We start from the raw sequence: 13,432 nt of genomic DNA, 5'->3' as shown, positions 1-13,432 counted from the left end.
GGCCGACGGCTGTCACTGGAAGGCGGCGTGGATCTCCTGCTCGGTGGCCGCGTGGGAGACGACGAGGAGTTCGTCGCCGGGCTGGAGCCGCAACTCGGGGGCCGGGCCGGTGGGTTGGCCGTCGCGGATGACGGTCGCGATGACGGTGCCTGTGGGGAGGGTGATCTCGGCGAGCGTGCGGCCTGCGGCGCGGGACCGCGAGGTGATGGCGGTTTCGATGACGTCGACGCCCGCCTTGCTCAGGCGCAGCAGGGCAACGGTGTCCGTCGCGCCGGTGGCTTCCTCGATGAGGGAGATCAGGGGGGTGGCGGCGGGGACGGCTGTGTCGACTCCCCAGTTCTGGTCGAAGAGCCACGCGTTTTCAGCGTCGTTGACGCGTGCCGCGACGCGAGGGACGGCGAACTGCCGCTTGGCGAGCAGGCTGATGACGAGGTTGTCCTCGTCGTTGCCGGTGGCGGCGATGACGAGGTCGGTGTTGAGCACGCCGGCGTGTTCGAGGAGGGTGGGCTCGCAGGCGTCTCCGGCCACGAGGCGTACGGGCAGGCGGCCTTTGAGCGCGGCGATCTCGGTGATGCGGTCCTCGTCGATGTCGATGAGGGTGACGTCATTGCGGGCGGCGGCGAGGACCTGGGCGATCTGGGTGCCCAGACGTCCCGCGCCGGCGATGAGCGCCTTCATGTCCCTAGTTCCTTGTCCAGAAAGCCGCGCAGACGGCCGAGCGCGGTGGCGGCGACGGCGAAGGTGACCAGGTCTCCGGGTGCGGCGGGGGTGCTGTGGGCAGGCAGGAGTGAGCGGCCGGCGCGGGTGACCTCCACGACCCGGATCTCACCGTCCACGTCGAACTCGGTCAGCCGCCGTCCGGTGAGGTAGTCGGGCAGCTGGGAGCGGATCAGCAGGGTTTCACCGTTGCCGAAGGTGAGTTCGGGCGTGAGGTGGCGGTGCAGCAGCATCTGGTGGATCTGGTGCACGGTCCAGCGGACGCTGGCGATGGTGGGGATGCCGAGATCGCGGTAGATGTCGGCGCGGCGCGGGTCGTAGATGCGGGCGAGGACGATCGGGACCCGGTAGGTCTCCTTTGCTGTTCGTGCGCTGACGATGTTGCTGTTGTCCCCCGAGGTGACGGCGACGAACGCGTCTGCGTGCTCGACCCCGGCGGCCTCCAGCACCGCCCGGCTGTACGCGTTTCCCTCGTGGAACCGGCCCGGGAAGCCGGCCGGCAGCAGCCTGCGGGTCCTGGGCAGGCGGTCGATGAGCCGTACGTCGTGGCCTTCGGTGACAAGCTGGACGGCGAGCGCGGATCCCACCCGGCCACAGCCCGCGATGATCACTTTCATGGCGCTCCTTCCTTCCGGCTTCCGGGCCGGTGCCGCAGCCACCCTTTACGTGATTCCTCGGCGGCCAGGAGCAGCGCGCCGAACCCGGCGAGGACCGCCCAGTCGGCCGCGTTCAGTGGGGCGGTGTGGAAGACGGCCTGGAGTGGGGGCAGGTAGCTGATGGCCGCCATCAGGGCGAGTCCGAAGCATCCGGCGGCGAGCAGCCAGGGGTTGGACAGCACGCCGATCCGGAACACGCTCTGCCGGTCGGTGCGCACGGCGAGCGCGTTGAAGAACTGGCTGACCACGATCCCGGCCTGGACCATGGTGATCGCCTCCCGGTAGACGGTGTTGTCCTCGGTGAAGTCGGAGTACGGGATTCCGGAGGCGTGGATGTGCCAGAAGAAGACGGCACACACGCCGAGGGACTGGATACCGCCGAGGAACAGGATCCGTCCCATCGCGGCGGCCGAGAAGAGCCGTTCGCGCCGGGAGCGGGGTGGTCGGTCCATGACGTCGGGTTCCGGTGGCTCGGCGCCGAGCGCCAGGGCGGGCAGGACGTCGGAGCCGAGGTCGATCGCGAGGATCTGTACGGCGGTGATCGGGACCAGCGGGAAGCCGGCGAAGGTCGCGGCCAGAATCGGCATGAGCTCGGCGATGTTGTGGCTGAAGAGATAGATCAGGAACTTGCGGATGTTCTGGTAGACCGACCGGCCCAGTCGCACCGCGGTGGTGATCGAGGCGAACGAGTCGTCCAGCAGCACCATGACCGCGGCCTCCCGGGCGACGTCGGTACCGGAGGCACCCATCGCCACACCGATGTCAGCGTGCTTGAGGGCCGGGGCGTCGTTGGCACCGTCGCCGGTGACCGCGACGACCTCGCCGCGCCGCTGCAGAGCGGTGACCACCCGCATCTTGTGTTCGGGGCTGACCCGGCACAGCAGCAGCTCGCCCGACTCGGCGAGCAGGCCGTCCAGGCGGGTCTCGTCGAGATCGTCCAGTCGGGTGCCGGTCACGACGATCGGGGCGGGCCCGCGCACGATGCCCACGCGGCGGGCGACGGCCTCGGCGGTCAGCGGGTGGTCACCGGTGACCATGACGATGCGGATCCCGGCATGCCGGCAGGCGTCGACGGCGTCGCTGACCTCCGGCCGCGGCGGATCGAGCATGCCGACGAGGCCCAGGAACGTGAGGTCAGATTCGGCCTCGTCCTGGGCGGGGTGGGAGTCGGCAAGGGGCCGTGATGCCGCCGCCAGCACGCGTAGTCCCTGGGAGGCCAGCTGGTCGTTGGCGGTGGTCACCGCCGTCCGCAGCTCGTCGGCCAGCGGCTGTCGCTCGCCCCTCCAGTCGATGGCGGTGCAGCGGGCGAGCAGCTCCTGCGGTGCGCCCTTCACGTACGCGCTGTAGCCGCGGCTTCCCGTGGTCGCGTGCACGGTGCTCATCAGCTTGCGCGTCGAGTCGAAGGGAAACTCCGCAACGCGTGGTGCCGCGGCCTCCTCGGCGGCCAGGGACAGACCCGCCTTCGCCGCGGCGACGAGCAGCGCCCCCTCGGTGGTGTCGCCGAGCACCCGCCAGCCCTGGCGGTCCGATGGGGGGACCAGCCGGGCGTTGCAGCACAGCCCCGCCGCCCGCAGGAGGTCGCGCACCGGCTGCGGGTCGGCCACGTCGCCGACCGGCGCGTACCCCACCCCGGACACGGCGTGCGGCACACCCCCGGCCCACACCTGCACGACGGTCATCTCGGCCTGGGTGAGCGTCCCGGTCTTGTCCGTGCACACGACGGTGGTGGACCCCAGCGCCTCCACCGCCAGCAACTGCTTGACCAGCGCATGCTGGCGGGCCATGCGCCGCACGCCGATCGCCAGCGACACCGACAGCGTCGCGGGCAGCCCCTCGGGTACCAGGGCGACCATCACTCCCAGGGCGAACACGAACGTCTCGACGAACGGCTGCCCGGTGGGCACGCGCACCGCGAACAGGGCCGCCCCGATCGCCAGCGCCGTGCACGCCACCCGGCGGGCCATCGAGGCGACCTGGCGTTGCAGGGGAGTCTTCTGGCGCGGCGCCGCTGCCGCCAGCCGGAAGATCCCTCCGAATTCGGTGGCCGCACCCGTGGCGAACACCACGGCCTTCGCGGATCCCGCCACGACATCGGTGCCCATGAACACACAGTTGCGGGCCTGAAGCACCGGTCCGGCCGCCACCGGGTCGGCCGTACGGCCGACGGCATCACTCTCGCCCGTCAGAGCCGCGTTGTTCACGGAGGCCTCATGGGCCTCCACGAGTCGGCAGTCCGCCGACACCGCGTCCCCGGCCTCCAGGACGACGACATCCCCGGGCACCAGTTCCCGGGCAGGCAGCTCCCGGCGTTCACCGTCGCGTAGCACCCGACACGTGTGCGGCACCATCGCCTGCAGCGACTCCGCCGTCCGCTCGGCCGAATACTCCTGAGCGAAGCCGATCGCCGCGTTCAGCACCACCACGCCCAGAATCGCCACGGCCAGTTGCAGGGTGCCCACGTCCCGGGGCTCCTGAAGCCCGTACGCCAGGAACGTGATCGCCGATGCGACCAGCAGCACGACGGCGAAGAGGTCGGTGAACTGGCCGACGAGGTCTCGCCACAGTCCCCTGTGTCCGGCGGGCGGCAGCTCGTTGGGCCCGAACCGGTCCCTCCGCGCCGCGGCGTCCGCCGACGCCAGTCCGCGGGGCGAGGTGTCCAGCGCGGCGAAGACCTTCTCGGCTGGCAGTGTCTGCACCACAGGGGCGCGGGTCCCGCTCGGCGCCGTCGGCCCGCGGCCTCCGTCTCCGGGCGTCAGTACGGGGGTTCCGGTACCCATTGCCGAGCGCCTCGGACCGTCGCCGTCACAGCGCGGCCACGCGGACCGCCGTGACCTTGTACTCGGGGCAGGACGTGACGGTGTCCGCCTGGTCGGAGGTGAGGCGGTTCACCCCGCTCGCCGGGAAGTGGAAGGAGCAGAAGACCTGGCCGGGGACTGTCTGCTCGCTGGTGCGGGCGGTGAGCGAGGCTCGGCCGTATCGGCTCTCCACGGTGACCTGCGCGCCGTCCCGCACGCCGTACCGGGTGGCGTCGTCGGGATGGAGGTCCAGGAAGTCGACCGGATCGAGCGCGAGATTGCCGCCGCGTCGCGTCATGCTGCCGGAGTTGTAGTGCGCCCACCGGCGCCCGGTGACCAGCACCAGCGGATAGTCGTCGTCGGGCTGCTCGCCTGGGGGGAGGTAGGGGGCCGCGGCAAGGTGGGCCCGCCCGTCCGGCGTGGCGAACCGCTCCGTGTACAGCTTGGCCTCCCCAGGACGGTCGGGGTCGGGGCAGGGCCACGGCACGGCGCCCTCGCGGTCGAGCCGGTCGTGGGAGAGCCCGGCGAAGACGGGTGCGAGTCGTCCGCACTCGGCGAGGGCATCGGCCGGAGTCGGGCAGCCGAGGTCGACCCCCATCACCGTGGCCAGCGACCGTACGGTGTCGAAGTCGGTCCGGGCTTCTCCGGGTGGGGCTACGGCAGGGCGGACCCGCTGGAACCGGCGGTCGAAGTTGACGAAGGTTCCGTCCTTCTCCAGCCAGGACGCGACCGGCAGCACGACGTCGGCGTGCCGGGCGGTCTCGGACAGGAACAGTTCGTTGCAGACGACGAGCGGGCAGGCGTCCAGGGCCCGGGCCACCCGGTTCGTGTCCGGATCGGTGGCGCAGACGTCCTCGCCGATGACCCACAGCGCCCGCAGCGCGCCGGCTCGGGCCGCCGCGAACATCTGCGGGATGCGCAGGCCGGGCCGTTCCGGAACCGGTGCGCCCCACACTTCCTCGGCCCGTGCGCGGACCGCGGGGTCGGTCACCTTTCCGTACCCCGGCAGGACGTCCGGCAACGCGCCCATGTCGGAGGCGCCCTGGACGTTGTTCTGACCGCGTAGCGGGCTGACCCCGAAGCCGCGGTCGGTGCCGACGGCGCCGCGAAGGATCGCCAGGTTGGCCAGGGACCGCACTCCGTCGGTGCCGTGGAGGTGCTCGGTGACGCCCAGGCCGTAGATGATCGCCGGATGTTCGGCCCTCCCGTAGAGGCGGGCGGCGGCGACCAGGTCTGCGGCGGGCACTCCGGTGATGCCCGCGACCCGGTCGGGCGGGTAGTCGGCCAGCAGGTCAGTGAGTTCCTTCAGACCGGTGGCGCGCGCACGCAGGAACTCCTCGTCGGCCATCCCTTCGGTGAGCATGATGTGGGCGAGCCCATGGAAGAGCGCGACGTTGGTGCCGGGACGGGGCCGCAGATGCACGTCCGCGTGCACGGCCAGCCCGACGGACCGGGGATCGGCGACGACCAGCCGGGCGCCGTGCAAAACCCGTTGGAGCAGGCGCGCACCGATCACCGGGTGGGCCTCGACGGGGTTGGCCCCGACCACGAGGAGGCAGTCGGCCCGCTCGACGTCGTCGAAGGTGTCGGTACCGCCGGGGAGCCCGAAGGAGGCGGCCAGGCCGGCGGCGGACGGGGAGTGGCAGAGGCGGGAGCAGTTGTCGACGCTGTTGGTGCCGATCGCGACCCGCATGAACTTCTGGACGAGGTAGTTCTCCTCGTTGGTGGCACGGGCCGAGGAGATGGCCGCCACGGCGTCCGGGCCACCCGCCTCCATGGCCGCGCGCAGGCCCCGGGCCACGTGATCCAGCGCCTCGTCCCAGCCGACGGTCACCAGGCTGCCGTCGCGTCGGAGCAGTGGCCTCGTGAGCCGCTCGGGGGAGGTGAGATATCCGTGGGCGAAGCGCCCCTTGACGCACGCGTGCCCTCGGTTGACCGGCCCGTCCCGAGCGGGCAGAACCGCGGTGACCTCGCCGTCGTGGGTGGCGACCTCCAGGGAACAGCCGACTCCGCAGTAGCCGCAGGTGGTGCGTGTCCGGGCCGCGGCCGGGCGGCTGGCGGAAGTGAGCCCGCGCGCCGGCCCCGGCTCGGTGATCGCGCCGGTGGGGCAGGTGTCGACGCAGCCTCCGCAGGCCACGCAGTCCGACTCCGCCCAGGGCCCGCCGGTGCCGGGTGCCACGACTGTGTCGCCGCCCCGGCCGACCAGGGTGAGTGCGAACGTGCCCTGTACCTCGGCGCACATCCGTACACACCGGCCGCAGGCGATGCACAGGTCCCGGTCGAGACGGACGTACGGGTGGGAGTCGTCCCCGCCCCGGCCTCCGGCACCCTGCGCCGCTTCGGTCCCGATCCCCAGGGACCGGCAGACCTGGGCCAGTTCGCTGGGGTTGTCCGGCATGCCGGTGAGGGCCCGCGGTGGCAGAGCGGAGGCGATGAGCTCCACCGCGTCCCGGCGCAACTGCACAAGGTCCTCGGTCGCGGTCTCGACCCGGACACCGGAGGACGCCGGTGTGACACAGGCCGCCGCGATCAGCCCGTCGGCCCGCACCAGGCAGGTCCGGCAGGAACCCGCAGGGCTGAGCCGGTCGTCGGAGCACAGCGCGGGCAGCTCGATCCCGGCCGCCCGCACCGCCGTGAGCAGCGAAGCCCCCTCGGGTAGTCGAACGCGCCTGCCGTCGACCTCGATCTCGATTCCGGTCACGGTCCCCATCCCGCCAGTCGATCCCCGTAGGCGCGGGCAAGGCTGTGCACGGCAGGCGGGATCCGCCGGCCGAAGGCACACAGGCTCGCCTCGGACAGGACACGCGAAAGCCGCGCCCACTCCGGCCCCGGCGGAGCACCGGCGGACGCCATGTCCAGCCCTCGGCGCGAGCCGACCCGGCAGGGCGAGCACGCACCGCAGCTCTCGGCCGCGGCGAACTCCCAGACGTGCCGCAGTACTTCCTCCGGTGTCACCTGCTGGTCGAAGGCGACCAGACCGGCGTGGCCGAGGGCCGCGCCCCGGGCTGACAGGCCTGCCTCCGACAAGGGCACATCCAGCGAGCCGGCGGCGAGGAACCCGCCCAGCGGCCCGCCGACCTGGAGCGCGGCCAGTTCGGCGCCGTCCTTCAGGCCGCTGCCCAGCTCGTGGACGAGCCGCCGTATCGGGGTGCCGAGTTCGACCTCGTAGCAGCCCGGCCGGGCGAACCGCTCGGACAGGCAGACCAGCTTCGTCCCGGGCTCGGCGGACGTCCCTCTCCGGGCGTAGGCGGCGCCACCGCGCCGGACGATCCAGGGGACGGCCGCGAGGGTCTCGACGTTGTTGACCACGGTCGGCGCGTCCCACAGTCCCCTCTGCGTCGGGTACGGCGGGCGCGGCCGGGCGCATCCCCTGCCGCCCTCCAGCCCCGCGATCAGTGCGGTCTCCTCACCGGCGACGTAGGATCCGGCGCCCTCGACGACCTGGATGTCCAGTGCGGTGCCTGTTCCGTGTGCGGACGGGCCGAGATGGCCGTCGGCGTACGCCTGCCCGACGGCTTCCCGCATCCGTGCCAGAGCGGCCGGGTACTCGGAGCGGACCAGCACGATCCCCCGGCGGGCGCCGCACGCGAAGCAGGCCAGGGCCAAGCCCTCCAGCACGCGCGCCGGGTCGGCCTCCATCAGCAGCCGGTCGGCGTACGAGCCCGGATCGCCTTCGTCGCCGTTGGCCACCACCACGGTGCCGGGTGCGCGGCCGGCCGCCTCCCACTTCGCGGCCACCCGGAAACCCGCGCCGCCCCGCCCTCGCAGCCCGGATGCCGCCACCTCCCGGTGAACCTCGTCCGGAGTGTGCGCCGTCACCGTCCCCGGCCACACCTGCCACGCGGGCTCACCGGACACCACACCGCCCAGCAGAACCGGGTCGCCGGTGTCGTCGGCCGCCGGGATCTCCGGTGCCCGCGGTGGCTGCCGCCCGGCAAGCTGATCGACGAGGTTCGGACCTGTGCAGGGCGTGTCGCCGTCGAGCGCCGCGGGTCCGGTATAGCAGTAGCCCAGACAGCGGACGGCCTGCACCGATACGTCATCGCGCGGTGAGGTCGTGCCGGGGGTGACGCCCAGCTCGTGCGCCACATCGGCGAGGTGCCGTCCGGCTTGCGCTGCGAAGCACGCCGTCGCGGTGCACACCCGGACATGACGGTCGCGGTGCGAGGCGGCGAGGTCCGCGTAGTAGCTGGCCGGTCCGAGCGCGGCGGCAGCGGGCAGTCCGAGTCGGGCGGCGACAGCCGGTGCCCAGACCTCCGGGCCGTCCGCCGTTCCCGCCCTTGCCTCGGCCAGTGACTCGATCAGCCTGTCTCCAGGCCGTCCACGTCGGTCGGCCAGGGCCCGGAACGCGTCGAGACGGTCGGCAGGACCGACGGGAACCATGCCTTCATCGTGGAGGCGGTAGGACAAGGCCGCAATCCGGCACCGGCGTCTGTGGACAGCCGTGGAACCGGCGGGCGTGGACACATTCCCTTACGCTACGAGCCCGAACCTTCCCAGCCGCGGCGCCGCTGCTGCGATCGGACGCCGACAGTCCGCGACCGCTGGACGATGTACGGCCGGAACAGATAGCCGACAGGCGCGGTGAAGGCGTGCACGAGCCGGGTGAACGGCCAGATGGCGAAGAGCAGCATGCCGATGAGCGTGTGCAGTTGGAAGGACAGTGGCGCGGCGGCCATGGCGTCGATGTCCGGTCGCAGCGCGAAGACGGAACGGACCAGGGCGAGACGGTCTCCCGTCTGACCACCACCACGGCCCCGGCCCACGCGCCGGGGCCGCCCCGGCACGCGGCCAAGTCGAGCCGCGTCACCACCCCGAAGGACGAAACCCGGGCGTGACCACGCCCGGCCCCGCATCAAGATCAACGGCCCCGCCGAATTCGCCCAACTGCCGCAACCCTCGCTAACACTCGTCGCGCCCTGAAGAAGCACAGAGCACGACTGCAACGTGCGCCACCCTCGGGCACAGACGGCGAGCCCCGCTTCGCCGGTAAGGCACTCCGCTGTGCCGGAGATCAACTCCCCTCCCTCTCGAAGACTCCGACGTGCGCGGACGGCTCACAAGGAGCAGGAAGGACCAGCGAATCAATGGACAGAGAGGGAGGCGGTAGGGCATTGACGGTGGTCGTCCTCGCCCCCTGACACTGGGCTGAGCGCACCGTGTCGATCCCCCCGATGGTTGATCCGCAAGGACGGCACCGAGCAACGAGCCATCCGGCCGAGCCGGCCGCGCTCACCCCGCAGGCAGGGTCACCACGAACCGCGCCCCCGGCCCGTGCCCCGCGTCGTAGGACACCTCACCCCCTGCTGACCTGGCCAGACGCCGGGCGAGCGGCAGGCCGAGGCCCGCGCCGGCGTGCCCGTCGCCGGGGTCGGCCCGTCTGCCGGGCTGGAAGAGCAGCGCCGTGAACGCCGTTGGCACGCCCGGGCCGTCGTCCGTGACCTCGATGCGCACCAGGCCGTCCGACCGGGTCGCGCTCAGCGTGACCGTCGTACGGGCGTAGCGCACCGCGTTGGCCAGCAGCGGACTGACGATCCGTTCGAGGAGGGCCGGCTGGACCCCCGCCGTCAGCGGCCCCAGGGCGGCCGCCCGCACCGAAGGGGAGGCGTCCGACTGCGCGGCCAGCCGGTGCAGTACGGCCGGTACGTCGGCCGTGCCGGGAGCCGTGGGCATTCCCTCGCGGGCCTCGTCCAGCAGGGTGTCGCAGATGGTGCGCATCGACTGCGCGGCCTCGGCCACGACGTCGAGGGAGGCCTTCGTCTCGGCGGCGGAGCGCGGGCGGGCGTGCCACCAGTCCAGTTCGGCGACGATCCGGCTGAGCGGGGTGCGCAGTTCGTGGGACAGCTCGCCGGTCAGCTGCCGTTCATGCCGCAGCACCGCCCGGATGCGGTCCAGCAGGGAGTCCAACGAGACTCCCAGCGCGGCGAGTTCGGCCGGCCGGGCGCCGCCCGCGAAACGCTCCTCGGAGCCGACGGCGCTCCACTGCGTCGCCTGGTCCGTCATGGTCCGCACCGGCCGCAGCGCCCGCCCCACCGCCAGCCGGGTCAGCGCATAGGTGCAGGCGAGCATCACCGCGTCCAGCGCGAACGAGCCCAGCAGCAGCGTCCGGGCCGAGTTGCGGTACGGCGCGAGGTCCAGCGCCGTGACCACGGTGGCCCGCGGCGCGCCGCCGGGCACCGGCTCGGCGCACAGCCGTACCGTGTCGGCACCGTGCGCCGTGCGGCACGCGCGCGTGCCCCGGGCGGCCAGGGCAGCGGCGGCGCGGGTGAGTTCACCGGCCCCGGACGGGGGCCGCTCCAGCAGCCGGCCGCCGGCATAGATCCAGGCGTTGGTGTCCAGCAGCCGGTCGCCCGAGGTCTCCAGGACCCGCACCCGGCCGTGCCGGGTGTCGACGGTCGTGGCCACGGCCGCCGCGCGGGTGCGCAGTTCGTCGTCCGCCTCCCGCTGCAGGCGGTGGCGGACCACGGTGTTGAACACCACGGTGAGGATCACCATCAGCAGCGCCGCCGTGGTCAGCGCGACCAGGGAGAGCCGCCCGCGCAGGGTGCGCGGCGCGAGCCGGGCGGACAACGAGCGGACAGGGGAAGGGAGACTCATGTCAGGCGGTGGCCGATTCCGCGTGCCGTGGCGATGGTCAGCTCGCTGCCGGCCGCGCGCAGTTTGCGGCGCAGCCGGGTCAGATACTGGTCCAGCGTGTTGTCGCTGACCTGTGCCCCCTCCGGCCAGCCCGCGCGGAGCAGTTCGCGGCGGCGCACCAGCTCCCCGCCCGCCGCGCCGAGCGCGGCCAGCAGCCGGAACTCCGTCGGGGTGAGGTCGACGCGCCGGCCCTGCACGGTGGCGCTGTGCCGCACGGCGTCGAGCGTCAGGCCGCCCGCGCCGCCGGTGGGCGGCGGCGCGGCCCGGCGCAGGGCGGCCCGCAGCCGGGCGGCCAGCTCGGCGAGGTGGAACGGCTTGGGCAGGTAGTCGTCGCCGCCGGCCGAGAAGCCCGACAGCCGGTCGGTCAGCCCGTGCCGCGCGGTCAGGAAGACGACCGGGGCGAGGAATCCGCCCGCGCGCATCGCCTGGCAGACGTCGCGGCCGTCGGCGTCGGGCAGGCCGACGTCTAGCACGACGGCGGACACGTCCGGCGTCGCCAGCCGCAGCGCGGTGGCGCCGTCGGCGGCCGTGAGCGTGTCGAACTCCTCGTCGTGCAGACCACGGCGCAGCACGTCACGCAGGGCGTGATCGTCCTCGACGATGAGGATCCTGGGGCGCATCACTCTCCACCGGCGCATCGGCCGGATCGCTCGGGTCGGACGTGCCCGGCTGCGGGGCACGCGGGACGAAGCCCGCGGGCAGCCACCGGGCCGCCGCGCGGACGGACAGGGCGAGCCAGCCGACGGCGAACAGCCAGCCGCCGACGACGTCGGTGAACCAGTGCACGCCGAGGTAGACCCGGGTCAGCCCGACCCCGGCGCCCCATACGGCGACCAGCAGACACAAGACGGTGCGGCCCCGCCCGGCGCGCAGGCCCAGGGCCAGGATCAGCAGCCCCGCCGTCACCGCGCTCGTCGTGGTGTGACCGGAGGGGAACGACCAGCCGGAGGCCTGCGTCCGCCAGTCGTACTGCGGCGGCCGGGCCCGCGCGACCAGGTCCATCACGCCGTAGCGCACCGCCTGGCCCGCGCCGAGGCAGGCCACGGCGAGAGCTGCGGCCACCAGCCGCTGCCGTGCGGTGCGCCCCGCGATCAGCCCGGCCAGCACCGCCAGGACGTACGGCACGACACCGGTGCCCGTCGCGGTCAGCCCGCGGGCGAGGGCCACCGCCACCGGCGGGCGGTGTCCCACGGACCAGGACAGCAGGTCCAGGTCCGGGAAGAGGGGGCCCTGGTCGCTGATCACCAGCGCGGCCAGCACCGCGAACGCCAGCCAGGCGCCCAGGGCCACGGTGACCGCCGGCTCCGCCAGGTTGCGGGGCCTCATGCCGGGTCCGACACCAGCAGCGGGCGCAGCCGGGTCCCCGACAGCCGCTCCGGCAGGTCCGCCGGCAGCCGCTTCAGGGCGGTCATCGCGAGGAACGCCACCGCCGCGCCGAGCGCCGCCCCCACGGCGACGTCGTGCGGGTAGTGCACCCCGACCCACACCCGGGACGCCGCCATGGCGCCCGCACACAGGGCCGCCACCACGCCGAGCCGCCGGGAGACGAAGAACAGGGCGGTCGCCGCCGCGAAGGCGATCGCGGCGTGATTGCTCGGGAACGACCAGTCGCCGCGCGCGGGACACGCCTCCAGGGTGCGCAAGGCCAGGTGGCGGCACGGCCGGTCCTCGGCCACCAGCGGCTTCACCACGCTGGTCACCGCGTAGGCCAGCACCACCGCCACCGGCACGGCGAGTGCCGTCACGGCCGCGGTCGCGCCGTCCCGCCGGGCCCGCCACCAGCCGACGAGCATGAGCAGGGCGAAGACCGCGAGTCCGTACGCCGACCACACCGCGATCGTGCCGTCCAGCCAGCCGGGGGCGCGGTGGGCGAGGTCCACGATGTCCGTGTAGAGCGGGCCGTCGACCGACGCGCCCGTCAGGGCGAGGTTCATCCGCGCACCTCCTTGGCGGCCCGGCGGGAGCGCAGCAGCTCGGCGACGAGCGGGAGCAGGGAGACGACGACGATCAGCGCGATCATCGGCAGCAGGTACGTGTCGATGCTCGGGATCGTGGAGCCGAGCGCGTATCCGGCGAGAGTGAGGCCGAGGCTCCACACGAGCCCGCCGATCGTCTGCCAGACGGTGAAGGTCCGGGCCGGGACCCCGAGCGCGCCCGCCATAGGGTTCAGCACCGTGCGCACCACCGGGACGAAGCGGGCCAGCACGATCGCCTTGGCGTGGCCGTAGCGCTCCAGCAGTTCCTCGGCGCGCCGGGCGCCCTCGCGCAGCTTCGCCGATCGGGTGCGGGCGAGCAGCGCGCCGCCCGCCTTGCGGCCGATGAGGAACCCGCACTGCGAGCCGGCCAGTGCGCCGACGGCGGCCGCGACCAGCAGCGGGCCGAGCGACAGATGCAGCCCGCGGTCGGCGGAGCCCGTGCACAGCAGGCCCGCGGTGAACAGCAGCGAGTCTCCGGGCAGGAAGAACCCGATCAGCAGGCCGGTCTCGGCGAAGAGCACCACGCCGACGCCGAGCACGCCGAAGGCGGCGAGCAGCGAGTGGGCATCGAGCACGTTGACCGCGAGCTGCGATGCCAGGTGTGGGGGAGTGGCCATCGCCGTACGCCCTTCTTTCGGCTTCTTCTTCGGCT

General features: G+C 73.2%; 11 protein-coding genes. All 11 read right to left on the bottom strand.

Translation table 11 applies throughout. The annotated features are described in order from the left end of the window. Positions 1 to 12: 12 nt before the first annotated feature. Positions 13 to 678, bottom strand: a complete 666-nt coding sequence (locus O1G22_RS04690) for a potassium channel family protein (protein ID WP_270080115.1) — start codon at positions 676 to 678, stop codon at positions 13 to 15. Beyond that, a complete protein-coding gene (locus O1G22_RS04685; RefSeq protein ID WP_270080114.1) occupies positions 675 to 1,334 on the bottom strand; it encodes a potassium channel family protein in 660 nt (219 codons plus the stop codon). Before O1G22_RS04685 ends, O1G22_RS04690 begins: the two co-directional genes overlap by 4 nt. Continuing rightward, the gene (locus tag O1G22_RS04680) at positions 1,331 to 4,069 is read right to left on the bottom strand and encodes a cation-translocating P-type ATPase (protein ID WP_333492217.1); all 2,739 of its coding nucleotides are present in this window, start codon (positions 4,067 to 4,069) and stop codon (positions 1,331 to 1,333) included. The genes O1G22_RS04685 and O1G22_RS04680 overlap by 4 nt, the downstream gene beginning before the upstream one ends. A 106-nt stretch (positions 4,070 to 4,175) precedes the next feature. Next, positions 4,176 to 6,869: a formate dehydrogenase subunit alpha gene (gene fdhF / locus O1G22_RS04675; protein ID WP_428986323.1), complete on the bottom strand. Its 2,694-nt coding sequence runs from the start codon at positions 6,867 to 6,869 to the stop codon at positions 4,176 to 4,178. Beyond that, the gene (locus O1G22_RS04670; RefSeq protein WP_270080111.1) at positions 6,866 to 8,551 is read right to left on the bottom strand and encodes an NAD(P)H-dependent oxidoreductase subunit E; all 1,686 of its coding nucleotides are present in this window, start codon (positions 8,549 to 8,551) and stop codon (positions 6,866 to 6,868) included. Before O1G22_RS04670 ends, fdhF begins: the two co-directional genes overlap by 4 nt. Positions 8,552 to 8,646: 95 nt before the next feature. Further along, the gene (locus O1G22_RS04665) at positions 8,647 to 8,955 is read right to left on the bottom strand and encodes a respiratory nitrate reductase subunit gamma (RefSeq protein WP_333492216.1); all 309 of its coding nucleotides are present in this window, start codon (positions 8,953 to 8,955) and stop codon (positions 8,647 to 8,649) included. Between the two features lie 445 nt (positions 8,956 to 9,400). After that, complete coding sequence (locus O1G22_RS04660; RefSeq protein ID WP_270080110.1) at positions 9,401 to 10,765, bottom strand: sensor histidine kinase; 1,365 nt, start codon at positions 10,763 to 10,765, stop codon at positions 9,401 to 9,403. After that, positions 10,762 to 11,424 (bottom strand): response regulator transcription factor, encoded by a 663-nt coding sequence (locus O1G22_RS04655; protein WP_270080109.1) that lies wholly within the window; start codon positions 11,422 to 11,424, stop codon positions 10,762 to 10,764. The genes O1G22_RS04660 and O1G22_RS04655 overlap by 4 nt, the downstream gene beginning before the upstream one ends. Then, a complete protein-coding gene (locus O1G22_RS04650; protein WP_270080108.1) occupies positions 11,378 to 12,130 on the bottom strand; it encodes a phosphatase PAP2 family protein in 753 nt (250 codons plus the stop codon). Before O1G22_RS04650 ends, O1G22_RS04655 begins: the two co-directional genes overlap by 47 nt. Continuing rightward, positions 12,127 to 12,738, bottom strand: a complete 612-nt coding sequence (locus O1G22_RS04645; RefSeq protein WP_270080107.1) for a phosphatase PAP2 family protein — start codon at positions 12,736 to 12,738, stop codon at positions 12,127 to 12,129. Before O1G22_RS04645 ends, O1G22_RS04650 begins: the two co-directional genes overlap by 4 nt. Further along, complete coding sequence (locus O1G22_RS04640; RefSeq protein ID WP_270080106.1) at positions 12,735 to 13,397, bottom strand: DedA family protein; 663 nt, start codon at positions 13,395 to 13,397, stop codon at positions 12,735 to 12,737. The genes O1G22_RS04645 and O1G22_RS04640 overlap by 4 nt, the downstream gene beginning before the upstream one ends. Positions 13,398 to 13,432 lie beyond the last annotated feature (35 nt).

Source organism: Streptomyces camelliae, assembly GCF_027625935.1.
In the GTDB taxonomy this organism is placed as follows: domain Bacteria; phylum Actinomycetota; class Actinomycetes; order Streptomycetales; family Streptomycetaceae; genus Streptomyces; species Streptomyces camelliae.
This window is presented reverse-complemented; position numbering and strand designations above follow the sequence as displayed.

What these genes read in the sequence shown, in the direction of transcription:
- O1G22_RS04690 (WP_270080115.1), bottom strand. Translation starts at nt 678, where the DNA reads ATGAAGGCGCTCATCGCCGGCGCGGGACGTCTGGGCACCCAGATCGCC.
- O1G22_RS04685 (WP_270080114.1), bottom strand. Translation starts at nt 1,334, where the DNA reads ATGAAAGTGATCATCGCGGGCTGTGGCCGGGTGGGATCCGCGCTCGCC.
- O1G22_RS04670 (WP_270080111.1), bottom strand. Translation starts at nt 8,551, where the DNA reads ATGGTTCCCGTCGGTCCTGCCGACCGTCTCGACGCGTTCCGGGCCCTG.
- O1G22_RS04660 (WP_270080110.1), bottom strand. Translation starts at nt 10,765, where the DNA reads ATGAGTCTCCCTTCCCCTGTCCGCTCGTTGTCCGCCCGGCTCGCGCCG.
- O1G22_RS04655 (WP_270080109.1), bottom strand. Translation starts at nt 11,424, where the DNA reads ATGCGCCCCAGGATCCTCATCGTCGAGGACGATCACGCCCTGCGTGAC.
- O1G22_RS04650 (WP_270080108.1), bottom strand. Translation starts at nt 12,130, where the DNA reads ATGAGGCCCCGCAACCTGGCGGAGCCGGCGGTCACCGTGGCCCTGGGC.
- O1G22_RS04645 (WP_270080107.1), bottom strand. Translation starts at nt 12,738, where the DNA reads ATGAACCTCGCCCTGACGGGCGCGTCGGTCGACGGCCCGCTCTACACG.
- O1G22_RS04640 (WP_270080106.1), bottom strand. Translation starts at nt 13,397, where the DNA reads ATGGCCACTCCCCCACACCTGGCATCGCAGCTCGCGGTCAACGTGCTC.